The organism is Amycolatopsis sp. MtRt-6 (genome assembly GCF_017308975.1).
Taxonomy (GTDB): Bacteria; Actinomycetota; Actinomycetes; order Mycobacteriales; family Pseudonocardiaceae; genus Amycolatopsis.
Genome location: NZ_JADWPD010000001.1, coordinates 615,356 through 640,907, shown reverse-complemented (window position 1 = coordinate 640,907; position 25,552 = coordinate 615,356). Strand labels below are relative to the sequence as shown.

27 protein-coding genes are annotated in these 25,552 nt (G+C 70.6%); 15 read left to right on the top strand and 12 right to left on the bottom strand.

What is annotated here, in order from left to right:
• Nucleotides 1–45: 45 nt before the first annotated feature.
• The 4 genes from I4Q55_RS03185 to I4Q55_RS03170 all read left to right on the top strand — a co-directional run bounded on the left by I4Q55_RS03185 (nt 46) and on the right by I4Q55_RS03170 (nt 4,368).
• The gene (locus I4Q55_RS03185) at nt 46–981 is read left to right on the top strand and encodes an SDR family oxidoreductase (protein ID WP_206784451.1); all 936 of its coding nucleotides are present in this window, start codon (nt 46–48) and stop codon (nt 979–981) included.
• Between the two features lie 74 nt (nt 982–1,055).
• Nucleotides 1,056–2,528, top strand: coding sequence for an NAD(P)/FAD-dependent oxidoreductase (locus tag I4Q55_RS03180; protein ID WP_206784450.1), 1,473 nt, complete (start codon nt 1,056–1,058; stop codon nt 2,526–2,528).
• The gene (locus I4Q55_RS03175; protein WP_206784449.1) at nt 2,525–3,382 is read left to right on the top strand and encodes a metal-dependent hydrolase; all 858 of its coding nucleotides are present in this window, start codon (nt 2,525–2,527) and stop codon (nt 3,380–3,382) included. The genes I4Q55_RS03180 and I4Q55_RS03175 overlap by 4 nt, the downstream gene beginning before the upstream one ends.
• Nucleotides 3,379–4,368, top strand: a complete 990-nt coding sequence (locus I4Q55_RS03170) for a PDR/VanB family oxidoreductase (protein ID WP_206784448.1) — start codon at nt 3,379–3,381, stop codon at nt 4,366–4,368. The genes I4Q55_RS03175 and I4Q55_RS03170 overlap by 4 nt, the downstream gene beginning before the upstream one ends.
• Here I4Q55_RS03170 and I4Q55_RS03165 read toward each other — a convergent pair.
• Nucleotides 4,363–4,641 carry a YciI family protein gene (locus I4Q55_RS03165; RefSeq protein ID WP_206784447.1) on the bottom strand — a complete coding sequence of 93 codons (279 nt, stop codon included), beginning with the start codon at nt 4,639–4,641 and terminating at the stop codon, nt 4,363–4,365. The two genes, I4Q55_RS03170 and I4Q55_RS03165, sit on opposite strands and share 6 nt — an antisense overlap.
• A 201-nt stretch (nt 4,642–4,842) precedes the next feature.
• On the opposite strand from I4Q55_RS03165, the gene I4Q55_RS03160 reads away from it, so the two are divergent.
• The 4 genes from I4Q55_RS03160 to I4Q55_RS03145 all read left to right on the top strand — a co-directional run bounded on the left by I4Q55_RS03160 (nt 4,843) and on the right by I4Q55_RS03145 (nt 7,770).
• A complete protein-coding gene (locus tag I4Q55_RS03160) occupies nt 4,843–5,415 on the top strand; it encodes an RNA polymerase sigma factor (RefSeq protein WP_163046624.1) in 573 nt (190 codons plus the stop codon).
• Nucleotides 5,416–5,506: 91 nt separating this feature from the next.
• The gene (gene nagA / locus I4Q55_RS03155; RefSeq protein WP_206784558.1) at nt 5,507–6,658 is read left to right on the top strand and encodes an N-acetylglucosamine-6-phosphate deacetylase; all 1,152 of its coding nucleotides are present in this window, start codon (nt 5,507–5,509) and stop codon (nt 6,656–6,658) included.
• A 26-nt stretch (nt 6,659–6,684) separates the two neighbouring features.
• Nucleotides 6,685–7,023 carry a hypothetical protein gene (locus tag I4Q55_RS03150; RefSeq protein ID WP_206784446.1) on the top strand — a complete coding sequence of 113 codons (339 nt, stop codon included), beginning with the start codon at nt 6,685–6,687 and terminating at the stop codon, nt 7,021–7,023.
• A gap of 45 nt (nt 7,024–7,068) precedes the next feature.
• Entirely contained in the window at nt 7,069–7,770 is a 702-nt protein-coding gene (locus tag I4Q55_RS03145; RefSeq protein ID WP_206784445.1) for a DedA family protein, read from the top strand.
• Between the two features lie 352 nt (nt 7,771–8,122).
• Here the strand turns inward: I4Q55_RS03145 and I4Q55_RS03140 are convergent, their stop codons facing one another.
• The 3 genes from I4Q55_RS03140 to I4Q55_RS03130 form a co-directional block, all read right to left on the bottom strand.
• On the bottom strand, nt 8,123–8,395 hold the full coding sequence (locus tag I4Q55_RS03140) for a type II toxin-antitoxin system Phd/YefM family antitoxin (RefSeq protein WP_242545128.1): 273 nt from the start codon (nt 8,393–8,395) through the stop codon (nt 8,123–8,125).
• 24 nt (nt 8,396–8,419) lie between these two features.
• Nucleotides 8,420–9,811 (bottom strand): FAD-binding oxidoreductase, encoded by a 1,392-nt coding sequence (locus tag I4Q55_RS03135; RefSeq protein WP_206784444.1) that lies wholly within the window; start codon nt 9,809–9,811, stop codon nt 8,420–8,422.
• Nucleotides 9,812–9,884: 73 nt separating this feature from the next.
• On the bottom strand, nt 9,885–10,304 hold the full coding sequence (locus tag I4Q55_RS03130) for a PPOX class F420-dependent oxidoreductase (protein ID WP_206784443.1): 420 nt from the start codon (nt 10,302–10,304) through the stop codon (nt 9,885–9,887).
• 188 nt (nt 10,305–10,492) lie between these two features.
• On the opposite strand from I4Q55_RS03130, the gene I4Q55_RS03125 reads away from it, so the two are divergent.
• From I4Q55_RS03125 to I4Q55_RS03110, 4 genes are all read left to right on the top strand, one after another.
• A complete protein-coding gene (locus I4Q55_RS03125) occupies nt 10,493–11,017 on the top strand; it encodes a MarR family winged helix-turn-helix transcriptional regulator (RefSeq protein ID WP_206784442.1) in 525 nt (174 codons plus the stop codon).
• Nucleotides 11,014–13,575: an MFS transporter gene (locus I4Q55_RS03120; protein ID WP_206784441.1), complete on the top strand. Its 2,562-nt coding sequence runs from the start codon at nt 11,014–11,016 to the stop codon at nt 13,573–13,575. Before I4Q55_RS03125 ends, I4Q55_RS03120 begins: the two co-directional genes overlap by 4 nt.
• Entirely contained in the window at nt 13,572–14,393 is an 822-nt protein-coding gene (locus I4Q55_RS03115) for a YceI family protein (RefSeq protein WP_206784440.1), read from the top strand. Before I4Q55_RS03120 ends, I4Q55_RS03115 begins: the two co-directional genes overlap by 4 nt.
• 123 nt (nt 14,394–14,516) lie before the next feature.
• Complete coding sequence (locus I4Q55_RS03110) at nt 14,517–15,185, top strand: DedA family protein (protein WP_206784439.1); 669 nt, start codon at nt 14,517–14,519, stop codon at nt 15,183–15,185.
• 1 nt (nt 15,186) lies between these two features.
• On the opposite strand, the gene I4Q55_RS03105 is transcribed toward I4Q55_RS03110, so the two are convergent.
• From I4Q55_RS03105 to I4Q55_RS03070, 8 genes are all read right to left on the bottom strand, one after another.
• On the bottom strand, nt 15,187–15,600 hold the full coding sequence (locus I4Q55_RS03105) for a VOC family protein (protein ID WP_206784438.1): 414 nt from the start codon (nt 15,598–15,600) through the stop codon (nt 15,187–15,189).
• A gap of 180 nt (nt 15,601–15,780) precedes the next feature.
• Nucleotides 15,781–16,776: an isopenicillin N synthase family oxygenase gene (locus I4Q55_RS03100; RefSeq protein ID WP_206784437.1), complete on the bottom strand. Its 996-nt coding sequence runs from the start codon at nt 16,774–16,776 to the stop codon at nt 15,781–15,783.
• 71 nt (nt 16,777–16,847) lie between these two features.
• A complete protein-coding gene (locus I4Q55_RS03095; protein WP_206784436.1) occupies nt 16,848–17,588 on the bottom strand; it encodes an SDR family oxidoreductase in 741 nt (246 codons plus the stop codon).
• Nucleotides 17,585–18,220 (bottom strand): nucleoside/nucleotide kinase family protein, encoded by a 636-nt coding sequence (locus I4Q55_RS03090; protein ID WP_206784435.1) that lies wholly within the window; start codon nt 18,218–18,220, stop codon nt 17,585–17,587. The genes I4Q55_RS03095 and I4Q55_RS03090 overlap by 4 nt, the downstream gene beginning before the upstream one ends.
• On the bottom strand, nt 18,217–19,044 hold the full coding sequence (locus I4Q55_RS03085) for a PfkB family carbohydrate kinase (protein WP_206784556.1): 828 nt from the start codon (nt 19,042–19,044) through the stop codon (nt 18,217–18,219). The genes I4Q55_RS03090 and I4Q55_RS03085 overlap by 4 nt, the downstream gene beginning before the upstream one ends.
• A gap of 2 nt (nt 19,045–19,046) precedes the next feature.
• Nucleotides 19,047–19,856 (bottom strand): ATP-binding cassette domain-containing protein, encoded by an 810-nt coding sequence (locus I4Q55_RS03080; RefSeq protein WP_206784434.1) that lies wholly within the window; start codon nt 19,854–19,856, stop codon nt 19,047–19,049.
• Complete coding sequence (locus tag I4Q55_RS03075) at nt 19,853–20,848, bottom strand: ABC transporter permease (RefSeq protein ID WP_206784433.1); 996 nt, start codon at nt 20,846–20,848, stop codon at nt 19,853–19,855. The genes I4Q55_RS03080 and I4Q55_RS03075 overlap by 4 nt, the downstream gene beginning before the upstream one ends.
• Nucleotides 20,845–21,861 (bottom strand): substrate-binding domain-containing protein, encoded by a 1,017-nt coding sequence (locus I4Q55_RS03070; RefSeq protein ID WP_206784432.1) that lies wholly within the window; start codon nt 21,859–21,861, stop codon nt 20,845–20,847. The genes I4Q55_RS03075 and I4Q55_RS03070 overlap by 4 nt, the downstream gene beginning before the upstream one ends.
• A gap of 107 nt (nt 21,862–21,968) precedes the next feature.
• Here I4Q55_RS03070 and I4Q55_RS03065 point away from each other — a divergent pair, with 107 nt between their 5' ends.
• The 3 genes from I4Q55_RS03065 (at nt 21,969) to I4Q55_RS03055 (ending at nt 25,552) form a co-directional block, all read left to right on the top strand.
• Nucleotides 21,969–23,006 carry a LacI family DNA-binding transcriptional regulator gene (locus I4Q55_RS03065; RefSeq protein ID WP_206784431.1) on the top strand — a complete coding sequence of 346 codons (1,038 nt, stop codon included), beginning with the start codon at nt 21,969–21,971 and terminating at the stop codon, nt 23,004–23,006.
• Between the two features lie 69 nt (nt 23,007–23,075).
• Nucleotides 23,076–23,942, top strand: coding sequence for a LacI family DNA-binding transcriptional regulator (locus I4Q55_RS03060; protein WP_206784430.1), 867 nt, complete (start codon nt 23,076–23,078; stop codon nt 23,940–23,942).
• A gap of 110 nt (nt 23,943–24,052) precedes the next feature.
• A complete protein-coding gene (locus tag I4Q55_RS03055; RefSeq protein ID WP_206784429.1) occupies nt 24,053–25,552 on the top strand; it encodes a hypothetical protein in 1,500 nt (499 codons plus the stop codon).

Genomic DNA, 25,552 nt, shown 5'->3' with positions numbered 1-25,552 from the left:
GGTAAGTTGAGGTACGGTGCCCCCAAGTGACACTAGGAGGGCACCGTGGCCAACCCGTTTTCGCTGCTGAGCGGCACCAAGAAGGTCGACGGCAAGGTCGTGCTGATCACCGGCGCCGCCCGCGGCATCGGCGCCGGGCTCGCCGAGCGGCTGGCCGCCCGCGGCGCGAAGGTCGCCCTCGTCGGCCTCGAAGCCGAAGAGCAGAAGAAGGTCGCCGACCGGATCGGGCCGAACGCGAAATCGTGGGAAGCCGACGTCACCAGCTGGGACGCGCTCGAAGCCGCGACGAAGAGCGTCGTCGAGCACTTCGGCGGGATCGACATCGTCATCGCCAACGCCGGCATCGCGACCGCGGGCTTCGTCCGCTCGGTCGACCGGGCCGCGTTCGAGAAGGTCATCGAGGTCGACCTGCTCGGCGTCTGGCGCACGTTCCGCGTCACGCTCCCGCACGTCATCGAGCGCAAGGGCTACCTCCTGGCCATCTCCAGCCTCGCCGCGATCACGCACGCGCCGGGCATGGCGAACTACGCCGCCGCGAAGGCCGGCGTCGAAGCGTTCTCGAACAGCCTGCGCGCCGAGGTCGCCCACCTGGGCGTCAAGGTCGGCGTCGCGCACCCGACGTGGATCCGCACCGACCTGGTCGAGAGCGCCGACGCGCACCCGGTGTTCGGCAAGCTCCGCGCGTCGATGCCCGGCCTGATCGGCAAGACGTACCCGCTGGACGTCGCGCTGGACGACCTGGAGGCGGGCATCCTCAAGCGCGCCCGGACCATCCACGTGCCGCGCTGGGTCGGCGGGCTCAAGCTGCTGCGCGCCTTCCTCCCGCCGGTCATCGAGATCGGCTCCCGCAGCCGGGTACCGGCGGCGGACCAGGCCGCGCTGGCCGACATCGAGGCCCGCGGCGCGTTCGAGTCGGCGGTCACCGGCCACGGCGGGCGAGCCGCCTCAGGCGCCGGCCGGACGGGGCGTACCAACCGGTAACAAGTACTTCCAAGTAACTGTTACCTGAGGTAACGTCATCTGGGCAGGATCCCCGACGCAGCGGAGGCCGACAGATGACCGAGCGGTTCAAGGTCGTGATCGTGGGCACCGGGTTTTCCGGGCTCGGCCAGGCGATCCAGCTCGAAAAAGCCGGCATCCGGGACTACGTGATCCTGGAGAAGGCCACCGAGGTGGGCGGCACCTGGCGCGACAACTCCTACCCCGGGTGCGCGTGCGACGTGCAGTCGCACATGTACTCGTTCTCGTACGAGCAGAACCCGGGCTGGTCGCGGTCGTTCTCGCCGCAGCCGGAGATCTTCGAGTACCTCAAGGGCGTCGCCGGCAAGTACCGCCTGCGCGAGAAGATCCGCTTCGGCGTCGAGCTGACCGGCGCCCACTGGGACGAGCGGGAGCGGCGCTGGACGGCGACCACGAAGGACGGCCGCGAGTTCGTCGCGCAGTTCCTCGTCTCCGGCGTCGGCGGCCTGCACATCCCGCAGGTGCCCGACCTGCCCGGGATCGGGGAGTTCCGGGGCCAGACCTGGCACTCCGCGCGGTGGAACCACGAGTACGACCTGCGCGGCAAGCGCGTCGCCGTGGTCGGCACCGGCGCCAGCGCCGTCCAGTTCGTCCCGAAGATCGCCCCCGACGTCGCCGAGCTGACGCTGTTCCAGCGGACGCCGCCGTGGATCATGCCCAAGCCCGACCACGCCATGCCGGACTGGGCGCAGACGCTGTTCAAGCGCGTCCCGGGCACCCAGCGGGCCTACCGCAACGCGCTGTACTGGCTGCTCGAAGCGCGGGCCATCGGCTTCAACGGCCACCCGGCGATCATGAAGGCCGGCGAGCTGATCGCGAAGCGGAACATCGCGAAGGCCATCAAGGACCCCGTGCTGCGCGAGAAGGTCACGCCGGACTACACGATGGGCTGCAAGCGCGTCCTGATCTCCAACGACTACTACCCGGCGCTGGCCCGGCCGAACGTCGAGGTGAACACGGCCGGGATCAAGGAGGTCAAGGCGCACTCGATCGTCGACTCCGCGGGCGTGGAACACGAGGTCGACGCCATCATCTACGGCACCGGCTTCAAGGTGACCGACGCGCTGGAGTACCTCGACATCACCGGCGTCGACGGCCGCGACCTCGCCAAGGAGTGGGCGACCGAGGGCATGCGGACCCACAAGGGCATCACCGTGTCCGGCTTCCCGAACCTGTTCTTCCTGCTCGGCCCGAACACCGCGCTCGGCCACAACTCCGTGGTGTTCATGATCGAGTCGCAGGCGCGGTACGTCGTCGACGCCATCAAGCTCGCCGACTCCCGCGGCGCCGCCGCGCTCGACGTCCGGCCTGGTGTGCAGGACGAGTTCCAGCGCGAGATCCAGGACAAGCTGGTCAAGGGCGTCTGGACGCAGGGCGGCTGCAAGAGCTGGTACCTCGACGCCCAGGGCGTCAACCGGACGATCTGGCCCGGCTTCACCTGGCGCTACTGGCTGGAGACTCGCAAGGTCGACCCGGCCGACTACGAGCTGTCCGGCCGGGCGTCATGACCTCGCCCGACGAACAGCTCGTCCTGCACGCCCGGGACGTGAAGTTCGATTGGGCGGCGTTGCCGATGCACTGGATCCCCGGCGAACCGCAGGCCACGCACACCATCAACGTGCTGCACCTGGCGCTGCCCGAGGGCGAACGGTGGTTCGTCGAGGTGTTCAAGCAGGCGGTGCCGCTGATCCGCGACGAGCGGCTCAAGGAAGACGTCCTCGGCTTCATCGGCCAGGAGGCGGTGCACGCCGAGGCGCACGACGGCGCGGCGGCGCACCTCGAGGCGGCGGGCGTGCGCGTGCGGCCGTTCGTGGCGCAGATGGAGTGGCTGTTCCGGAAGCTGCTCGGCGACCGCGACCTGACCGGGCCGGCCGCCGAGGAGTGGCTGGTCGAGCGGCTGGGGATCATCGCGGCCATCGAGCACTACACGGCGTTCCTCGGCCAGTGGGTGCTCGACGCGCCCCTGGCAGACGCGGGCGCCGACCCGGTGATGCTCGACCTCCTGCGCTGGCACGGCGCCGAAGAGGTCGAGCACCGGTCGGTGGCGTTCGCCCTGTTCGTGCACCTCGACGGGCGGTACACGCGGCGGGTGCGCAGCATGGCGGCGGTGACGCCGGTGCTGGCCTGGGTCTTCGCCCGGGGCACGCGGTATCTCATGCGCAACGATCCGACGCGGCCCGGCCGCGCGTCGCTGCGGGGTTACCGCCGGGCCGCGAAGCGCGGGTTGCTGCCGACCGGACGTCAGCTGGTGCGGGAGATCCGGCCGTACTTCCGGCGGTCGTACCACCCGTCCGAGACCGGCAACACCGAGCAGGCGGTGGCCTACCTGGCGAGCTCACCCGCGGCCCGGGCGGCGGAATGAGCGTCGGCCGGCCCACCCGGCTCGACGGCAGCGCGCGCACCGACCACCTGATGTCCACTTTGGTCGGTGTCGTGGGCGTCTACCGGCGGCTGTCGCGGTTCAGCGGGAAGCGGCGGCCGGCCGTGCGCACTGTGGACCGGGACCTTTCGCTGGTCGTCGAAGCCACCCGGCCCGAAGCCGAAGACGTCGTGAGCCTGCGTCTCGCGCACGGTTCCCCGCTCCCGGGCTGGCGGCCCGGCGCGCACATCGACCTGGTGCTGCCGTCGGGCCTGGTCAGGCAGTACTCGCTCTGCGGCGACCCCGCCGACCGCTCGCACTACCGGATCGCCGTCCGGAAGATCGGGGCCGCGTCGGCCGAGGTCCACGCGCTGGTGCCCGGCACGCGCGTCACCGTGCGCGGCCCGCGGACCGCGTTCCCCTTCGTCGGCGGTGGGCCGTTCCTGTTCATCGCGGGCGGCATCGGGATAACGCCGATCCTGCCGATGGTCCACCAGGCTGTGGCGAGCGGCGCGGACTGGCGGCTGGTCTACACCGGACGCGGCCGGGCGTCGATGCCGTTCCTGGCCGAACTGCCGGACGACGACCGCGTGTGGATCCGCCCGGACACCGAGTACGGCGTCCCGGCCTCGGGCGCCGAGCTCCTCGACGGCCTGCCCGAGGGCGCGGCGGTCTACTGCTGCGGCCCGGCGCCGATGATCACCGGTGTCCGCGTCGACCTGGCGCTGACGCCGGCCGCCGTCCACTTCGAACGCTTCGCCCCGCCGCCGGTCGTCGACGGCGAGCCGTTCCGGCTGACGCTGCGCAGGTCGGGGCTGGTGCTCGACGTGCCGGGCGACCGGACGGCGCTGGACGTCCTCCGGGCGGCCCGGCCGGCCACGCCGTATTCGTGCCGGCAGGGCTTCTGCGGGACGTGCGCGGTGCCGACGGCCGACGGCGGTTCGATGCGGATCTGCGTCGACCGCGGCACCACCGTGCTCGACCTATGACGGCAGCCAGGCGCCGATCACCGGCTTGAACTCCCGGACGGTCCGCTGCGCGACGACGCCTTCCAGGAAGTACGGGTCCCGGTCGATCGTCTCCTTCAGGTGCGCCTCGTCGTCGGCCTGGTACAGCGTGATGCCGCCGGTGCCGTCGCCGAGCGGCCCGGCGACCGCGACGCGGCCCTCCTCGGCCAGCTTCGCGAGGAACTCGCGGTGCCGCGGCCGGACGTCCGGCATCTTCTCCTGGACGTAGGTGATTTCGACGAGGAACCAGGCCATGTGGATCTCCGGGGGCAGACGCGGGCGGGTCGGTGCCGACGCTACCCGTGTCACGGTTCTGTACCAGCAGCCGATCTGTGGCGCCGGTACTTGAACCCGATAGGCTGGGGACGCGTCAGTACCTGTGTGAGCGCTGTGAATACCGTGAACCTGCTGACGCGGCACACCGTGCAAGCCGGGGTCGAGAACAGGCAGGGGTTCATGCTCGAGGGCAATGCGGAACGCAGCGTCGAGGCGACCCTCGGCCACCTGCGGGTCATGGACGGTCCGGCCCCGGCGCAGACCGCCGCGCCGCTGACCCTCGAAGACCTCTACCGCCAGCACCGCATGCGGCTGGTCCGGCTGGCGATTCTGCTGGTCGACGAGCCCGCGACGGCGGAAGACGTGGTCCAGGAGGCCTTCACCGGCCTGCACCGCAACTGGGGCAGGCTCCGGGACGCCGCGGCCGCCGTCGGCTACCTGCGCACCGCGGTGGTCAACGGGTCGCGCAGCGTGCTGCGCCGCCGGAAGACGGCCCGGGAGTACGTGCCGCCGCACGCGGTGAACGCGCGGTCCGCGGAGAGCCTCGCGATGCTTTCCAGCGAGCACCAGGCCGTGGTCAGCGCGCTGTCCAAGCTGCCGCCCCGCCAGCGCGAAGTGCTGGTGCTGCGGTACTACGGCGGGCTGAGCGAGGCCGAAATCTCTGAGGCCGCAGGCATCTCGAAGGGTACCGTCAAATCGACCGCCAGCCGGGCGCTCGAGGCACTCCAGAAGGCCATGCAAGCCCCGCAGTGACCCGGGTGGACCATTCCGATCACTGAGTCGTATCACCATGCTTGGTCCAGACCAATATATGCTGGGGTGCGTGAGAGGCGCCGGAGATTTCGTGATCATGGGCGGCCGGGTCGCCGCCCCGGACCGTTTACTCGACGACGGCTGGGTAGCCGTCTCCGACGGGCGGATCGCCGGCGTGGGTTCCGGGACCCCGCCGTCCGGCGAGCACGTGGACGTCGGCGGGGCGCTGGTCGTGCCCGGTTTCGTCGACACCCACTGCCACGGCGGGGGAGGCGCTTCGTTCACCTCCCTCGATCCCGGGGAACTCCTGACGGCGGTGCGGGCGCACCGCCGTCACGGCACCACGACCATGCTCGCCAGCCTGGTCTCGGACCCGGTCGACATCCTGCGTGAGCAGGTCGCGGCGCTGCGTGAGCTCGTCCAGGACGACGAAGTCGCGGGGATCCACCTGGAGGGGCCGTTCATCTCGAAGGCGCGCTGCGGCGCGCACGACCCGGAGACGCTGCTCGAACCGGACACCGGCACGGTCGAGAAGCTGCTGCGCGCGGGCCAGGGCGCGATCCGGATGGTCACCATCGCCCCCGAGCTGCACGGCGGGGTGAAGGCCGTCCGCCAGCTCGCCGAGTCCGGCGTCATCGCGGCCATCGGGCACACCGACGGCGTCGAGGAGCAGCTGCTGCCCGCGATCGACGCGGGCGCGACGGTGGCGACCCACCTGTTCAACGGCATGCGGCCGCTGCACCACCGCGAGCCCGGCCCGGTCGGCGCGCTGCTGGACGACGAGCGCATCACGATCGAGCTCATCTGCGACCTGGTCCACCTGCACCCGACGGTGGTCCGCCTGGCGGCGCGGCACGCGGGCCGCGACCGCACGGTGCTCATCACCGACGCGATGTCGGCGACGGACGCGGCGGACGGCCGCTACACGCTGGGCCGGCTCGAGGTCGACGTCCACGACGGCGTCGCGACGCTGGCGGACAACGGCTCGCTGGCCGGCAGCACCCTGACGATGGACACCGCCTTCCGCAATCTGGTCCGGGGTGCGAAACTCGGCATCCTCGACGCGGTGCACGCGACGTCGCGGCGGCCGGCCGAGCTGCTCGGCATCGCCGACCGGACCGGGCTCCTGTGCCCGGGCTACCAGGCCGACATCGTGGTCCTCGACCAGGACCTGCGGCCCGCGAAGGTGCTGCGCCGGGGAGAATGGGTTGCCGAGGTGGGTACGGCTACCTTGAGTACGTAGGTTCCCTAGCGAGCGGACGGGCGGAGATGAGCGAGCCGAAGGATCCCGAGCAGCTGCTGGCTGACGCCCTTCGCGCGCAGGCCGTCTTCGCGCCTTCGGCGTCAGCCTCGCCTTCAGAACCGGCCACCGACGCGGTCCCGACCAGCGATCTGCCGTCGGCGTACGGGCTGCTCTCGGGAGCGAGCGCGGACTCGCTGGAGCGGGAGCGCGCGGCCCTGGACGCGGAGGCGCCGACGACGTTCGCCCCGCGGCCGCCGGAGCCGGTGCGGACGTCCGCGCAGCTCCCGGCGTATTGGATCTTGTTGCTGGCGGTGCTGCTGGGGCTCGCCGCGGGGTCCGTGGTCGGCCTCCTGACGCTGGTCTGACCGGGTCTCAGTCACGACTCAGGGTGACCCTGTACCGTTTTTGGGGTGATTCTCGCCCAGAGCACGGTCAACACGATGTCGCTGCTGCCGTCATGGCTGGACCCGCAGCACCTGCTGAGCGGCCTGACGACACCGGTCGTCGCGGTGCTGTGCCTGATCATCTTCGCCGAAAGCAGTATCTTCCCGGTCCTCCCGGGCGATTCCCTGCTGTTCACGGCGGGCCTGTTCATCGCGAACGGAACGCTGGACGCCCCGTTGTGGCTGGTCTGCGTCCTGGTGACGGCGGCGGCCCTGATCGGCAACGTGGTCGGCTACTACATCGGTTATTTCGCCGGGCCGAAGCTGTTCAACCGGCCGGATTCGAAGTTCTTCAAGCAGGAGTACGTCGACAAGACGCACGAGTTCCTGGAGAAGCACGGCCCGAAGGCGGTGGTGCTGGCCCGGTTCGTGCCGTTCGTGCGCACGTTCATCACGTGGATCGCGGGCATCGGCCGCATGGACCCGAAGCGCTACTTCACGTACACGGTGATCGGCGGCATCCTGTGGGCCGCGGGCATCACGGTGCTGGGCTCGCTGCTGGGCAACATCTCGTTCATCCGCGACAACGTCGACGCGATCTTCGTGCTGATCGTGCTGGTTTCGGTGGTGCCGATCGCGCTGGAGTACCTGAAGGCGCGCCGGGAGAAGAAGGCGCTGGCCGAGGCTGACCCGGAGGTCACGCAGCGGATCCCGCGCATCAGGGACTGAGCCGGCCGAAACTGTCGGACCCTCGCGGTAACGTGAAAACAGGGGTCCCCCGGGCGGGGACCCCTGTTGGCGCAGCTACGTGATGGAGCCTGCGCGCGAACTCCGGGCTCGGCAAGCCGAGCTTCGGCGACAGCCGGCGGCCGTTTTGTCGATCTGGCAACTCGCTCAGCACCTCAGGATATGGGTCACCAGACCGGGATCGCTGCGGCGAGAGCCCGGGGTAGTTCGACTTCGGTCAGTGCCGAGCGACCAGCATCGTGTTCGGTCGTTCGCCCAGCCAGTCGACAAGCGCGGCGCTTTCGGTTTCGCGCCGGACCGGCTTCACCGGGGGCGGCCGTGTCCCGGTGGATCGTCAGTACCGCTCGTCGTCGCGACGCTGCCGGAGCAGCTCCCCGGCTTCAAGATCTGTGCGCACGGGGCCCAGCGGGCGGGGCATCGGCTCGCCCACGCCAACCGGGCGCAGCGTTCCCGACGCGACCAAAGCCGAGACCGGGCTTGGCTGGGCGGGCACGATGCGAGCGATCACGGTGCCACGTTCGGTGATCTCGACATCCTCGCCGGCCTTTACCCAGGCCAGCACGCCGGCCGTGTTCTGGTTCAGCTCGCACACCGGAACCTGACGCATGAAGCGAATGTACCCATGGGCTGCTCAGGTCATCGAGAACATCGACCCCGGGTTGAACAGGTTCTCCGGGTCAAGAGCCCGCTTGATCTCCTGATGCACCCGCAACCCGACCGGCCCGATCTCCCGCGCCAGCCACTCGCGCTTGATCTTCCCGACCCCGTGCTCGCCGGTCACCGTCCCGCCGAGTGACAGCCCGACCTCGAGGATCTCGTCGAACGCCCGCTGCGCCCGCGCGAACTCGTCCGGGTCGTCCGGCTGGTACACGATCGTCGGGTGCATGTTGCCGTCGCCGGCGTGGCCGACCACCGCGATGCGCAGCCCCACCTCGGAACTGATCTTCTCGCAGCCGCGGATCAGCTCCGCGATGCGTGTTCGGGGCACGCACACGTCGTCCGTCAGCCAGAGGCCGTACGTCTCCAGCGCCGTCAGCACCACCCGGCGGGCCCGCAGGAGCATCCGGCCCTCCTCGATGTCCTCCGTCGTGTACGCCAGGTCCGCTCCGCAGTCCACGCAGATCTGCTCCAGGGCCGCCAGCTCGCGGCGGGCCACCTCGCCGCCCGCGTCCGACTGGCCGAGCAACAGCGCCTGGCAGTTCGAGCCCGCGCCGAGGTCCGTCTTCAGGTACGCCTCCGACGCCTTGATCGACGACGCGTCCATGATCTCCAGCAACGACGGCACGAGACCCTCGCGAACCACCCGCGCGACCGCCTCCCCGGCCGCCTCGGTGGACGAGAAGCCCGCCACCAGCGTCGCCGGGGCCTGGGGCAGGGGCTTGAGCTGGACCGTCGCCTGGGTGATCACGCCGAGCGTGCCCTCGCTGCCCACGAACAGGCGGGCGAGGTCGTAGCCCGCGACGCCCTTCACCGTGCGGCGGCCGGTCTTGAGCAACGAGCCGTCGGCCAGGACGACCTCCAGGCCGAGCACCGAGTCCGTCGTCACGCCGTACTTCACGCAGCAGAGGCCGCCCGCGTTGGTCGACAGGTTGCCGCCGATCGTGCACCAGTCGTAGCTCGACGGGTCCGGTGGGTAGAACAGCCCGTGCTTCTCCACCGCGTTGCGGAAGTCCAGGTTGACGACGCCCGGCTGCACCACGGCCAGCCGGTTGCCCGCGTCGATCTCGACGATCTCGTTCAGCTTGGTCAGCGACAGCGTGACGCAGCCGTCGATGGCGTTGGCCGCGCCGGACAGGCCGCTGCCCGCCCCGCGCGGCACGATCGGCACCTTGGCCTCGGCGCACGCCTTGACGACGGCCTGCACCTCCGCCGCGTTCGCGGGCAGCACCACGGCGAGCGGCGTGCCCGACGGCGCCAGCGGCATCATGTCGCGGGCGTAGGAAGCGGTGACGTCGGTGTCGGTGAGCACGGCGGTCTTGCCGAGCAGGTCGCGGAGCCGGGTGACCAAAGCTTCGTTGCTCATGGCCTCATCGTAAGCCCGGACAGTCCGCAGTACGGAAATTTTCTTTCAAAACCAGCCGTAACGGAGCAGCGCGTCAGCGGACCAGCCCCAGCAGCTTCTCGATGTGGACAGTCAGCAGCACCCGCTGGTCGGTGACCATGGCCTGGCGGTACTCGGCCCAGTCGGGGTGCTCGCCCGACGCGCGGCGGTAGTAGTCGACCAGCCCTTCCACCGTTTCGTCATCGGGTGCCGCGGCCGGCGCCGTCAGCGACGCGCGGCCCTCGGCGACCACGTAGCTCCAGCCGTCTTCGCTGCTCACGTGGAACGTCACCCGCGGGTCGCGGCGCATGTTCTTCGTCTTCGCCCGGGTCTCGGTGATCGACGCGATGAGCGTTCCCGCGTCGTACAGGTAGGTGATCGTGGACAGCTGCGGCCGGCCGTCGCGGCGGATCGTCGCGAGGACGCCGTGGTGGCGGGCGGCGAGGAAGTCCTTCAGCGCTGTGTCGTCGGTCATATTCTTCTCAACCCACCGCGGGCGCCGTTGTTCCGGCCGCCACCCCCGAAAAAATGTGCTTGCATACAACAACTAAAGTGTGTTCGACCACATCCCGAGGTACTCCGCTTGCATAACCGCTAGTGAAGGCACATCCTTGCCTGAGGCAACTAGTTGCAGCCGCCAACCAACGCCTTGAAGGATCATCCATGGCAACGAACACCACCCGGCCCAGGGCCGAGCTGGACCTCGCCGACCAGCTCGGGCACGAGCTCGTCCGCTTGGTCCGCCTGATCAACAAGGCGAAGTCGCAGGTCGCCAAACAGGGACCGGACGGCATCGAGCGGGCGGCGTACGCGATCCTCTTCACCCTCATCCACGAGGGCCCGCAGCGCACCAGCAAGCTGGCCGAATCGCTCCACTCCGAGATCTCCACGATCAGCAGGCAGTCGAGCTCGCTCGTCCAGCACGGCCTCGTCGAGCGCCAGGCCGACCCGGAGGACGGGCGCGCCTGCCTGCTCGCGCCGACGCCGGAGGGCATGCGGGTGTTCGAAGAGAACCGCAAGCAGCGCAACCAGTGGCTGGCCGAAGTGCTCGGGGACTGGACCGACGGGGACATCCAGACCCTCAACCGGCTCTTCGCCCGGCTCAACACAGGTATCGAGAACCACTCTCCACAGCTGGCCGACGCCCACGCGTCCGCCGGTGCACCGGCCAAGGGGGCCAACGCATGAGCACCACCACCGTCGAACAACCCGTGGCGAAGGAACCACCACGGCTGAGCCACCGCCAGATCGTCACGATCCTGAGCGGCCTGATGTGCGGCATGTTCCTCGCCGCGCTCGACCAGACGATCGTCGGCACGTCGATCGTCAAGATCGCCAACGACCTGCACGGCTTCGACCTGCAGGCCTGGGCGACCACGGCGTACCTGATCACCTCGACGATCGTCACGCCGATCTACGGCAAGCTCTCCGACATCTACGGGCGCAAGCCGTTCTACCTGGCCGCGATCACCATCTTCGTCGCCGGTTCGCTGGCGTCGACGTTCGCGCAGTCGATGTACGAGCTGGCCGCGTTCCGCGCGATCCAGGGCCTGGGTGCCGGCGGCCTGATGTCGCTGGCCATGACCATCCTCGGCGACATCGTGCCGCCGCGGGAGCGCGCCAAGTACCAGGGCTACATCCTGGCCGTGTTCGGCCTGTCGACCGTGCTCGGCCCGGTGCTGGGCGGTTTCTTCGCCGGCATCGACAGCCTGGCCGGCCTGCACGGCTGGCGCTGGGTCTTCCTGATCAACGTCCCGATCGGCATCGTCGCGCTGTTCGTCGTGGCGAAGGTCCTGAACGTGCCGCACACCCCGCACAAGCACCGGATCGACTGGTGGGGCGCGCTGACGCTGGTCGTCGCGGTCGTGCCGTTCCTCGTCGTCGCCGAGCAGGGCCAGAAGTGGGGCTGGGGCGACCAGAAGGCCATCCTCTGCTACGTCATCGGCGGCGTCGGCGTGATCGCCTTCATCGTGGTCGAGAAGCTGATGAAGGACGCCGCGCTGATCCCGCTGCGGCTGTTCAAGAACTCGACGTTCACCGTGGCGATCATCGGCGGTGTCATCGTCGGTGTCGCGATGTTCGGCGCGATCACGATGATCCCGCAGTTCATGCAGGTCGTGCAGGGCTACACGCCGACCGAGTCCGGGCTGCTGATGCTGCCGCTGATGGCGGGCATCATGCTCAGCTCCATCGTGTCCGGCCGGATCACCGGGAAGACCGGGCGCTACAAGATCTTCCCGATCGTCGGCACGCTGCTCATCGCCGGTGGCGCGTTCTTCTTCGCGCAGGTCAAGTACGACTCGGCGCTGTGGCACCCGCTGGTCGCGGCCGCCATCATCGGCCTCGGCCTCGGCCAGTGCATGCAGACGCTGATCATCGCGGTGCAGAACGCCGGCCCGCGCAGCGACATGGGCGTCTCGACCGCGTCGGCGACGTTCTTCCGCCAGATCGGTGGTACCGCCGGTGTCGCGATCTTCCTGACGGTCCTGTTCAACACGCTGATGCCGAACATCACCAAGGCGTTCGGCGGCCAGCTGCCGGCCGGCGCCGGCGCGAGCGTCGGGAACCTGTCCGAGAACACCAGCGTCATCCAGACCCTGCCGGACGCGATCAAGACGCCGATCCTGGTCGGCTTCACCGAGTCGATCACCACGGTGTTCTACATCGCGGGCGCGGTGGCCCTGCTGGCCACGCTGGTGCTGCTGTTCATGAAGGAGATCCCGCTGACCAACGCGGCCCCGGCCGCGGCGGCCATGGAGGGCGGCGAGGCACTGCTCGACGACCACGCCGACGAGCCGACCGAGATCGTCGAGCCGGTGCGTCCGGCCGACCGCGAGCCGGCCCTGGTCGGCGGCGGGAAGCACGCCCTGAACGGGCACGGCGACTACCAGGCCGTCTCGGGTGCGCTGCCGATCACGAACTCCGTCGCGGACGCCGAAGTCGACGCGCCCGTCGGCGCCGGTGGCGTGCCGGTGACCGGTCACGTCCGGCGCCAGGACGGCAGTCACGTGGCGGGCGCCGCGCTGACCCTGATCGACCAGCGCGGCCGCCAGGTCGCGCGGGCCACCGGGGCCGCCGACGGCAGCTACTCGGTGCCCAGCCAGGGCCCGGGCGCGTACGTGCTCATCGTGTCCGCGCACGGCCACCAGCCGCAGGCCTCCAGCGTCGTCATCAGCAACGGCCCGGCGACGGTCGACGTCACGCTCACCGGGTCCGGCGAGCTGACCGGGACCGTGCGGGCGGCCTCGACGGGCCAGCCGCTGCCGAACGTGACGGTGACGCTCACCGACGGCCGCGGCGAGGTGAACGGCGCGTTCATCACGACCGCGGACGGCACCTACGCCTTCGTCGGGGTCGGCGCCGGGGCCTACACCCTGGTCGCCAGCGGCGCGGGCTACCGGCCCGTCGCGCTGACGCTGACCGTGCCCGACAGCGGCGTGCTGCGCCACGACGTCGAGCTCGCCAGCTCGGTGCTGCTCACCGGCACCGCGCGGACCGAGGGCGACCGGATCGTGCCGGACGCGCGGATCACCGTGCTCGACGCCGAAGGCAACGTGGCCGCGGTCGCGCGGACCGACGGCGAAGGCCGGTACGTGGTCAGCGACCTGCCCGCGGGCGCGTACACCGTGGTCGCGAGCGGCTACCCGCCGGCGACCAGCCAGGTGGAGCTGACCGGCGGCGAGGCCGGCCACGACGTCCGGCTGAGCTACGACCAGGCCCTCGACGAGCTGGTCGACCGGTCATGACCGGCCTGCGCGCGACCTTCCGCACAGACGGGGGCTGGGCGGTGGAGCACGCGGTGCTCACCGTCACCGACCCGGCCGGGCGGCAGGTCGCCCGCCAGGCGGCGGACGTCCGCGGGGAGGTCGTCACCGACGCGCTCGCGCCGGGTGTGTACACGGCTGTCGTCACGGCGGCCGGGTACACCCCGGTCGCGCGGACGGTCCAGATCGCCTCGGACGGCAGCGGCTCGCTCGGCGACGTCGTGCTGGCCCCGGTCGCCGAGGCGATCGAGCTGCCGCCCGCCGGGCCGTGGGTGATCGACCCGATGCACACGTCGGTGGTCGCGACCGCCCGGCACCTGGGCATCGCGAGCGTCAAGGCGCGGTTCCCGGACGTCTCCGGCCGGATCGAGATCGGCCGCCCGGCCGAGCGGTCGTCGGTGCACGCCGAGATCAAGGCGGCGAGCATCGACACCGGCATCCGGATGCGCGACGACCACCTGCGGTCGCCGGACTTCCTCGACGTCGACGTCCACCCGGTGATCACGTTCACCAGCACCGGGCTGCGCCAGCGCGGCGCGGACTCGTGGACGCTGCTGGGCGAGCTGACGCTGCACGGCGAGCGCCGCGAGGTCGAGCTGGAGCTGACCTACGGCGGCTGGGGCCCGGACCCGTGGGGTGGCGTGCGGGTGGCGTTCCACGCCGAGACGACGCTGCACCGGAACGACTTCGCGATCAACTACAGCGCGATGGTCCGCGCCGGCGTCGCGGCGGTCGGCACGACGGTGAAGATCGAGCTGGACGTCGAAGCGGTGCAGGGCGAGTCGCTGCCCCAGTTCTGAGGTCGGTTCGGTCCGGGGAGGCCCTCTCATCGCTGGGTGAGGGGGCCTTCACCCTTGGTGAAGCGAACGCTCGATTTGAGCGTTCGCCGCGGCGAGTTCACCTGGGCCACGTAGGCTCGCGGTGTGAACGTCGTGAGCATCGAGGCCGCGGGCGTCGGCGTGAGCTGGCTGGACACGGCCGGACCGCTGCTCGTCTGGGTGATCGTGCTGAGCTTCGTGCTGGTCGAGTGCGCGCTCATCATCGGGCTGTTCCTGCCCGGTGACTCGCTCTTGTTCGGGGCGGGCGTGGTGCTGGCGCAGCACGGTTCGGACGCCAACGCGTGGTTCCTGTCGGGAGCCGCGCTGATCGTCGCGATCCTGGGCAACCAGATCGGCTACTACATCGGCCGCACCAGCGGCACGAAGCTGATCGCCCGCCGCGACGGCAAGGTGCTGAACCGCCACAACCTCGAGCGCGCCCAGCGGTTCCTGGACCGCAAGGGCTTCTTCGCGATCGTGGCGGCCCGCTGGATCCCGTGGATCCGCACGCTGGCACCCCTGATCGCGGGCGCGGCCCGGATGGACCCCCGCCGCTTCCTGGTGGCGACGGCGTTCGGCGGGCTGCTGTGGGTCCCGACGCTGGTCCTGCTCGGCTACTACGGCGCGGGCCTGCTGGACTCCCTGCCGTGGCTGAAAACGGCAGCGCTGTGGATCAGCGTCGCGTTCTTCGTGTTCGGCACCGGGTACGGCGTGCTGCGCTACCGGCAGGAGATGCGCCGTCCGGTCGACGAGACGGACGACGCACGGGCGTGAATCAAAGCTCCGGGTCGGCCCAGATCTCCAGCTGGATGCCGTCCGGGTCGCGGAACACCACCACTCGCGAGCCCTCGAACGTGCGTGACGGCGCCGCGTCCTGGTAGTGGACGCCGAACTCCTGCAGCCGGCTCTCCCACTCCGCCAGCTCGGCCGCCGAGCGGACCCGGAAGGCCACGTGGTCCAGGCCGGTCCGGCGCTCGTCGAAGCCGCGCCTTCCGGTGTCCGCGTGCTGCACCAGGACCACCGAAAACTCGTCGCCGGCGGACCGCAGCACGACCTTGCGCAGGCCCGTGTCCGGCTCCTCGCGCCGGGTGACCTCCTCGAGGTCGAGAACGCGCACGTACCACGGCACGCTGCGGTCCACGTCGGTCACGGTGAGCGCGAGGTGGTGCACGGACATGAGTTTGGCCATGGCTTCCGAAGCCGTCCTTTCTCGGTGCGGCTCCCCAGAGTTGCACAGCGGCCGATCGCCGAAACCGAGGTGACCAATTCCCCGGCCAATCGTGATCTCGCCGTCTCCGGCCGTCCCAGCAGGCGGACGGAACCTACCGCCGGTCACACGCACCTTACGGATGGTGGCCGACGGTGATGGTCACAGCAACCGCAACCGGTTCTCCGCGAGGATGCGCTTCGTCGTCACCCGGTCCGGGTAGCAGCGGGTGAACATGTTCGTGAAGTGCCTGCCGTAGTGGATGGTCTCGTCCCCGCCGGCCAGCGGGCGGACCGTGGTGCCGAACGACGGCTCGTGGAAGTACGCCAGCGTGTACCGCTCCCGGTCGGCGAGCCGGACCTTGTGCGGGGTCGACAGGAGCCGGCCGCCGGTGAGGAACTGCAGGATGTCGCCGGGGAACACGGTGAACACCGCCGGCTCGGGTTCGACGAAGTGCCACGGCTCCTCGTCCTGGTACATCCCGGCCGTGCTCTCGTCGGGCAGCCAGTTGCGGCGACGCGGCTCGCCGGGCACCGGCGGCCGGATGAAGAGCCCGCCGACGTCGTCCTGCGCGGCGATCACCAGCAGCCCGTAGTCGGTGTGCGCGCCGATCCCGCGCTCGGTCGTCGCGGACCGGGCCGGGAACCGCAGCACGCGCATGTGGTGCCAGCCGTCGCGGGTGAGCTCTGTCAGCCGGTCGATCTCCACCTCGAGCCCGAGCGCGACGAGCCGCAGGAGCTTCTCGCCGATCTCGCCGACCTGCCGGAGGTGCGCCTCCATCGCCGTCCGGTAGCCGTCGTCCGGCCACGGGACCGGGCCGTGGCACGGCCAGCCCTCGGTGACGCGGGTGTCGGTGCGCGGGATGTCCGGGCACACCGTGAAGATCTCCGAATAGTCGGCCTCGCCCGCGGTCACTTCCTCCCCCGAGGCGATGTAGCCGCTGTAGGTCAGGTCGCTGACGAACTTCGCTTTCTCCGGCAGGGACCTCGCGAAGAACCGCCGGCTTTCGGCGAGCGCTTCGCCGGTGACGCGGTCCTGCTCGGGAGTGGCGGCGACCTGGAAGATCCCGTCGTCCTCCCAGGTCCGGACCAGCTGCCTGCCCAGTATCCGATCCGCTGTCGTCCCGCCCACCGAAGCGGGCAGCTCGAACGTACGCATTGTCGTTCACCTTTCGCGCGGTTCCGGGAACGCTCACCACACGAAAGCCGGGAAATGCCGGTTCACAAGGATCAGCGGCCGCCGCCGACGTCCAGGACCGCGCCCGTCGTGAACGACGACGCCGCCGACAGCAGGAACAACACCGCTTCGGCGATCTCCGCCGGCTGCCCGGCGCGGCCCAGCGGGATCTGCGGCGCGTACTTCGCCATCCGGTCCGGCAGGCCAGCGGCCGCGTGCAGGCCGGTGTGGACCATGCCGGGCCGGACCGCGTTGACCCGGATGCCGTCCGCCGCGACCTCCTGCGCGAGCCCGAACGTCAGCGTGTCCACGGCCGCCTTCGACGCCGCGTAGTGCACCCACTCCCCGGCCGAGCCGGTGCGGGCGGCCGTCGAGGAGATGTTGACGATCGCGCCGCCGTCACCACCGTGTCGGGTCGACATCCGGCGCACTGCCTCCCGGCAGCACAGGAACACGCCGGTGACGTTCACGTCGAGGGTGCGCCGGACGACGTCGACCTCGTAGTCCTCCAGCCGGCCCGGGGTGTTGCCGACGATCGCCGCGTTGTTGACCAGGCCGGTCACCGGCCCCAGCTCGGCCGCCGCGTCGAACAGCGCGCGGACGTCGTCCTCGCTGGAGACGTCCGCGCGGACGGCCAGCGCCCGCCGTCCCGAAGCCCGCACCCGCGCGGCGACGTCTTCCGCGGGCGCCCGCTCGCCGGAGTAGTTCACGACGACGTCGTGGCCGCGCGCGGCGGCCAGCACGCAGATCGCCGCGCCGATCCCCCGGCTGCCGCCCGTGACGATGAGCGTCAAATCGCGAAGTTCGCCAGCGGCAGGTTCTCCAGCACCAGGTCGGCGCGGTCCCGCGTCTGCGAGATGAGGTCGGCGTTGCGCTGGTCCGAACCGAGCGCGCGCTGCTTCGCCTCGACCAGCGACCGGCCGTAACGGCGGTGGCGCGACACGAGCCGCTCGATGCGCTCGGGCTCGTCCGGCGCGAGGAACCAGGCTTCGGTGAGCAGCGGCCGGATCGCGCTCCACGGGTCGTCCGGCAGCAGCAGGTAGTTGCCCTCGGTGATGACGAGCTGGACCTCCGGCGGCACCGCGACGGCGCCGGCGATCGGTTCCTCGATCTCCCGGCGGAACTCCGGCGCGTACACCGTTTCGCGGCCTTCGGCCAGCCGGCGGATCAGGTGGTAGTAGCCCGCGGCGTCGAACGTGTCCGGGGCGCCCTTGCGCTCGGTGCGGCCCAGCCGGCGCAGCTCGACCTGCGCGAGGTGGAAGCCGTCCATGCCGACCACGGCCGCGCGCGAGCCGAGCGCGTTGGCCAGCGCCCAGGCGAGCGTGGTCTTGCCGGACGCGGGCGCGCCCACGATCCCGAGCACGTTGCGCTGCCCGCGCACGGTCAGCCCCTCGGCCCTGGCCAGCAGGTCGTCGAACGCCGTCATGTCCTGTTCCTTCCTGCGATCGCGGTCGTCCACGACCGCGGTCCCACATGCCGCACCCGTTCGGCGGCCACCTCGTTGGCGAAGCGGATCCAGTCCGTCACCCTCGGTTCGCGCCCCACGGCCACGGCGAGCGCGCCGTGCCAGACGTCGCCCGCCCCTAGTGTGTCCCGAGCTTCCACCGCGGGAACAGGCACCTCACCCGAGCCCCCGTCCGCAGTGGACCAGCGGACCGGGCGGGGCCCCGCGGTGGTGATGACGGTGGGGACGCCGCGCTCGTGCAGGCCGGGTCCGGGCGCGGTGAAGTGCGCGGAACACGCGGCCACGTCGACCAGCGGCAGGAGGTCGTCGAGCACGGGTTTCCAGCTGCCGGCGTCGAGCACGACCGGGACGTCCCCGGCCGCGCGGGCGACCGGCAGCGCGAGGTTCGGGTGGTGGCCGTCGACGAGCACCACGTCCGCGTCGACCGTGCCGGTCCAGGTGGCCTCGGAGCCGGCCGCGTTGCGCGAGACGACCGTGCGCTCGCCGTCGCGGTCGCGGACGGCGGCCGCGCTGACCGGCGGCGGCTCGGTTCGCCCGGGGTCGAGGTCGACGACCCGGACGCCGTGGGTTTCGAGGTCGGCGCGGGCGAGGGCGGCCAGCGGGTGTGCGCCGAGGACGGTCAGCAGGGTCGCTTCGGCGCCGAGCGCGGCCACTGTCACCGCGGCGTTCGTCGCGGGCCCACCCGCGGCGACGTCCACCTGCAGCGACTGCACCTTCTCGCCCGGCGCCGGCAGCTCTTCGACCCGCTGGACGACGTCCACCGTGCACAGACCCGCCAGCAGCACTCTCACTTCAAGCCGGCCACATGCGTTGCCGCGGCGGCCTCTTCGACTTCGCCGTTCTCGTTCAGCCGCAACGCACCCGTGAGCAGGCCGACGACCTGGTTCATCGTGTGCGTCTTCGGCGAGACGACCGCGACGCGCTTGCCGAGGCGGTGCACGTGGATGCGGTCGGCGATGTCGAACACGTGCGGCATGTTGTGGCTGATCAGCACCACCGGCAGGCCGCGGTCGCGGATCCGGCCGATCAGGTCGAGCACCTTGCCGGACTCGGCGACGCCGAGCGCGGCGGTGGGCTCGTCCATGATCACGGCCTTGGTGCCGAACGCGGCCGCGCGGGCCACGGCGACACCCTGGCGCTGCCCGCCGGAGAGCGTCTCGACGGGCTGGCTGATCGACTTGATGTTGATGCCCAGCTCGTCGAGGATCCGCTGCGCCTCCTTCCGCATGGTCACGGTGTCGAGCTTGCGGAACAGCCCGAGCGGCCCCTTGAGCCGCTTTTCCCGGCCCAGGAACATGTTCGACGCGATGTCGAGCGCGGGCGCGACGGCGAGGTCCTGGTACACCGTCTCGATCCCGTAGTGCCGGGCGTCCAGCGGGGACTTGAAGTGGACGGTCTTCCCGTCCACCTTGATCTCGCCCTCGTCGGGGACCACCGCGCCGGACAGGGCCTTGATGAGCGACGACTTCCCGGCGCCGTTGTCGCCGACCACGGCGAGCACCTCGCCGGGCAGCAGGTCGAAGTCGGCGCCGTCGATGGCGGTCACCCGGCCGTAGCGCTTGACGAGGCCCCGCGCGGAAAGGATGGGTTCGGTCATGACTGCTGCTGCCTCCTCGCGATCCGGTCCACCACGACGGCGGCGATCAGCAGGGCCCCGGTGGCGAGGTCCTGGTAGTTGCCGTCGACGTTCATCTGCGTGAGGCCCGACCGCAGCACGGCCACGACCAGCGCGCCCATCAGCGTCCCGAGCACCGAACCGCGGCCGCCGAAGAGGCTCGTGCCGCCGAGGACGACGGCGGTGATCGAGTCGAGGTTGCCGAGCTGGAACTGGTTCGGGTCCGCGTTCGGCGTCCGGCCCAGCGCCTGCCAGGCCGCGAGGCCGAACGCCAGCCCGGCCACGATGTACACGGACAGCACCGTGCGGTTGACCTTGATGCCGGACAGCCGCGCGGACTCCGGCGCGTTGCCGACCGCGTAGACGTGCTTGCCCCACGCGGTTTTCGTGAGCGCGTACCAGACGCCGAGGTACATCAGCAGCGCCAGCGTCATGCCGTAGGTGATCGGGATGCCGCCGAAGAGGTAGCGCTTGGTGCCGAGCCACTGCAGCAGCCCGTCGGTCACCGGCACGGCCTGGCCGCCGGCGATCAGCTTCGACACCGCGGTCAGCATGGTGAACGTGCCGAGCGTGATGATGAACGCCGGCAGCTTGACCCGCGTCGCGAGCCCGCCGATGAAGATGCCGACGATGATCGTCAGGACGACGCCGGCGAGCAGCGCCACGAAACCGTTCGTGCCGGCCGCGGCGAGCTTGGCCATGATGAGCGTCGCGACGACCATCGAGGCCGCGTTGGACAGGTCGATGCCCGCGATGAGGATGACGAGCGTCTGGCCCAGCGCGAGCGTCCCGACGACGAGGGACTGCTGGACCACGGTGGACAGGTTGTCGAGGTCGAAGAACGTGTCCGTGGCCAGCGAGAACACCACGATCGCGACGACCAGCGCGAGCGCCGGGCCGACCGCGGGGGCGCGGAGGAGGAAGTCGCCGAGTGATTCACGGTCCTTTGTGGACCCTGCGGTGGCGGTCGTCATTTCTGGCCTCCCCAGCAGTTCTGCAGACCCCAGGCCGAGTCGTGGCTCTCGATGCCGGGCAGGGGCTTGTCGGTGATCACGGCGGATCCGGTGTTGACGAAGCCCGACGGCTTCTTGCCGGTCTTGGCGTATTCGACGGCGGCGAGCACGCCCTGCTCGGCCATCTTCGCCGGGAACTGCATGACGGTGGCGGCGAACAGGCCGTCCTTGACGTTCTGGACGCCTTCGCAGCCGCCGTCGATCGAGCCCATGACGATCTGGCCGGTGAGCCCGCGCGCCTTCAGCGCCGCGTACGCGCCGCGGCCCATCGGCTCGTTCATCGAGTAGACGGCGTTGATGTCGGTGCTGCGCTGGAGCAGGTTCTCCATGCCCTGCTGGGCGAGGCTCTGGTCGCCGTTGGCCGCGGTGTGGCCCTTGATCTCCGGCGAGCCGTCGGTCAGCCCGATGCCCTTGAGGAAGCCGCCGTGGCGCTGGGTGTCAACCGTGCTGCCCGCGGTCCCGTCGACCATGAGCAGCTTCGGCGTGGCGCCGTTCAGCGCGGCCTTGACGTAGGCCCCCTGCTGTTCACCGGCCGCGAAGTTGTCGGTGGCGAAGGTGGCGTCGACGGCGTCGGCCGGTTCGGTGGCGGTGTCGAGGGCGATGACCAGGACGCCGGCGTCCCGGGCGTCCTTGATCGCCTTGAGCACGCCGGTGGACGAGCTGGGCGTGATCAGGATGGTGTTCGCGCCCTGCTGGCGGAGGTTCTCGATGGCCCGGACCTGGCCGTCGTTGTCGCCGTCGAACTGGCCGGCGAGCGCGCTGAAGTCGGCGCCGTTGGCCTGCGCGGCCGCTCTCGCGGCGTTGCGCAGTTCCACGAAGTAGGGGTTGGTGTCGGTCTTGGTGACCAGGCCGACTTTCGCCTTGCCGCTCCCGCCCGTGTTGGTGTTGCCGCCCCAGTGGCGTTCGACCGTGCACCCGGTCGTCGCGGCGAGGACGGCGGCCAGCACGACTGCGGTGAGACTTCGGTGTCTCATGGATTCCCAGCCTTTGTTCGTGTCGAGGCTTGCCGATGGTCGGGAAGGTAGACAGACTGCTCCCTGCGCGCAAGCGTTTGCGCAAACGCTTGCCGGAAAGGATGGGTATGCCCCAATCGAAGTCTTCGCGGCCGACCCAGCGGGACATCGCCGAGCTCGCGGGCGTGTCGATCACGACCGTCTCGCACGTGGTGAACGGGACGCGCGCGGTCGCCGAGGACACCAAGGCGGCGGTGCTGCGGGCGATCGAAGCGACCGGCTACACCGGCGACGCCATCGCGCGTTCACTCGTCACCGGCGGCACGCGGTCGATCGGGATGGCGATCTCCCTGGTGGCGAACCCGTACTTCGCGACGCTGATGCAGGCGATCGAGCGCGAGGCCTCGGCGCACGGCTACACCGTCCTGCTGGCCGACACGCACGACGCGGCGGACACGGAACGTGACACCGTGCGGGCGCTGCGCTCCCGCCGCGTCGACGGCCTGCTCATCACCCCGGCCCCCGGCGACGGCCCGGTGATCGGCGAGCTGGTGTCCCTCGACGTGCCGACCGTGCTGATCGACCGGCTGGCCACCCGCACCGACGTCGACCAGGTCGGCTCGGAGAACATCCAGGCGACGTCGGCGCTGACCGCGCACCTGGCCACGCTCGGGCACCGGCGGATCGGGATGATCAGCGGCGTACCCGGGCTCTCGACGAGCGAGGAGCGCGTGCTCGGCTACCGGCTGGGGCTCGGCCGGTCCGGGCTGACGTGGTCGTCCGAGCTCGTGGCCTGCGGGAACTCCTCGCGCGAAGGCGGCGCGCTGGCGTTGAGCACGCTGCTGGCACTGCCCGAGCCGCCGACGGCGCTGGTCGTGGGGAACGACGGCATGATGGTCGGGGTGCTGCACGAGGCCCGGCGGCGCGGGCTGCGGATCGGGCGTGACCTGCCGGTCGTGGTCTACGACGAGGTCGAGTGGGCCGATCTGGTCGATCCGCCGCTGACGACGATGGCGCAGCCGATCGAGGAGATCGGCCGGCAGGCGGTGCGGCTGCTGCTGGCCCGGATCAACGACCCGGGGCGCAAGGCCGAGACGGTGCGGCTGGCACCCACTCTGCGTCACCGTGAGTCGTGCGGCTGTCCTCCGGTTCACTCACTTCAGTGAATCTGGGTTCCTGATACCTCCGCGCGGCCGTTCAGCGGATACCTTTCGGCTGAGCGTCTGCGAGGGCTTATGACCGCACTTTCGCCGGACCTCCGGTTGTGGGACCCCCCGGTCACCTACCGGATCGGCGTCGCGATGGGTGTCGACACGCACCCGTACTCCGGCGAGCTGCTGCGCGCGATCAGGGCGGCCGCGGCGCAGCTGGGGTGTGACGTCGTGCTGGCGGACACCGAGGACACCGTGGGCGAAGAAGCCGCGGTGGTGCGCGCCCTGCGCGCGGACCTGGTGGACGGCGTGCTGCTGGTCCCCTCGCCCGGCGACGAAGCGGTGATCAACGGCTTGGTGCGGATGGGCGTGCCGACGGTGCTGGTCGACCGGGTGGCCGCGCGCAACGACGTCGACCAGGTCGGCACGGAGAACGTGCACGCGGTGGCGTCGCTGGTCCGCCACCTCACCGAGCGGCGGCACCGCAAGATCGGGCTGATCTCGGGCGACGAGGGCCTGGAGGTCAGCCGCGAGCGCGTCCGCGGCTACCGGCTGGGGCTGGAGCAGGCGGGCCTGCGCTTCAACCGCGAGCTGGTGGAGTGCGGGTTCTCGAACGCGGGCGGCGCCACCCGGGCCACGGCCAAGCTCCTCGACGGCTGGCCCTCGCCGACGGCACTGGTGGTGGCGGACGAGGCGATGCTGGTCGGCGTCCAGTACGAGGCCCACCGCCGCGGCATCCGCGTCGGCTCCGAGCTGGCGGTGGTCGGCTACGGCGACATGGACTGGGCCCGCCGCGTGAGCCCGGCGGTGACGACGCTGGTCCAGCCGGTCGCGGACCTGGGCCGCCGGGCGGTGCAGCTGCTGATGTCCCGCATGGCCGACCCGGACCGGCCGCCGGAATCGGTGTGGCTGACCCCGAAGTTCCTGCACGGCGCCTCCTGCGGGTGCTGAGCGATTCCCCAAGAAGTGACAAACCGCCCCAATACGTAACTTTCTTGCTACTCTGTCCGGACTCCTGACCGGGGTGCGAACGGGGGAAGTTGCGCATGAGCGGGCAGTACATGAGCGGAAGCGTTTACTCGGCTTCCCTTTCGGCGGCACTCAACAACTACTGGCAGACGCTGGAACGCCGCTGGACCAGGGACGCCGGGCAGACCCTGCGCGGCGGGACCAGCCAGATCAACGGCGCGCCGTCGCCCGCCCGGTGGCAGGTTCCCCCCGAATCACGGGGCCATCTGACGACCTGCCCGATCGTCGCCTGGGCCGTCAACGACGGCACGCAGGCCACCCGGCCGGCCGCCGATGCCTGCGACGGGTGGAGCGTCCCGGACGCGAAATACGTCGAGTGCCGGGCGCACGACGTCTTCTCGCAGGTCGGGGACTGGGCGTGGGCGAAACGGGAACAGCTGGCGGCCGCGATCCCGGATCTCGCCGGCGGCCCGGAACTGTCGTCCCTCGAGGACGCGCGGAACAATCTCGTGGCCGTCGAGCAGGCGATGCACCCGGACGAATCGCTCGACGCCAACGCGCTGCCCGGCGTGGTCAACCTGCTCTCCGGCGAGGACAAGGGCAACAACCGGGCCTGGATGGCGCACTGGACGGGGATCGCGGCGGAAAACCTCAAGGTCGGTTTCCTCGCGTCGGTCGGCCCGACCCTGAAGAACCAGAGCATCCTCGCGAAGTGGCTGGCCAACTGCTACTCGGTGCGGGCGACGACGATCCACGCCGCGCGGAACAACAACCTGCACCTCATCGCCCAGGCCACCAGCGAGCTCTTCGAGGCCGCGCCGCCGTCGGCGCCGGACACCCCGAAGGAGAAGCTGGCGGTGGACGCCTTCAGCCAGGCGTGGAGCATTTCCGGCACGGTCCTCGAAGCCGTCGGAAGCAAGCTGCCGAGCGGTGTCGGCACGGCGCTGACCCTGCTCGACTTCGCGCTGAGCGTCGGCGAGGCGAAGCCGAACGAAGGACTTCGGTTCCCGCAGCTGAGCGACTTCTTCGCCCACCTCGACGCCGCCGTCCGCACCCTCCACGGCGATCTCGACAAGGCCGAAGCCGACTACCAGAAGGCCATCACGGCCATCGAGCACCAGATCGCCGGGGTCGGCCACACCTGGCTGGAGCTCTACGACATCTCCCAACCCCCGAAGCACGACGGCAAGCCCGATCCCCGCGGGTTCACCGCGGACGTCGTCGTGATCCTGGAACTCGCCCAGCACTGCTACGACGCCGCCGAGATCTATTCCGGGCTGCTGAGCAAGGTCGCGGCGGCCTCCTACGCCGACGGTCAGCTCGTGGGCCGGGGCGTCGTCCCCACCGCGGCCGACACCGCGTTGATCGGGTTGCGGAACGACGTCGAGTCGTTCTTCCAGAAGTCGACCGCGCGCTACCTCGCCGTGGCCGACCGGATCAAGAAAGCCGCCGAGAAGTACGCGCAGAGCGACGCCGAGCAGAAAGCCAAGTTCGACGCGACGATCGCCGACTGGGTCGAAGTCGGCGAGGGCGAGTACGGCCAGCGCGGCAAGATCGACCTCGATCCGCGCAAGGAAGGCGTCCAGAACTGA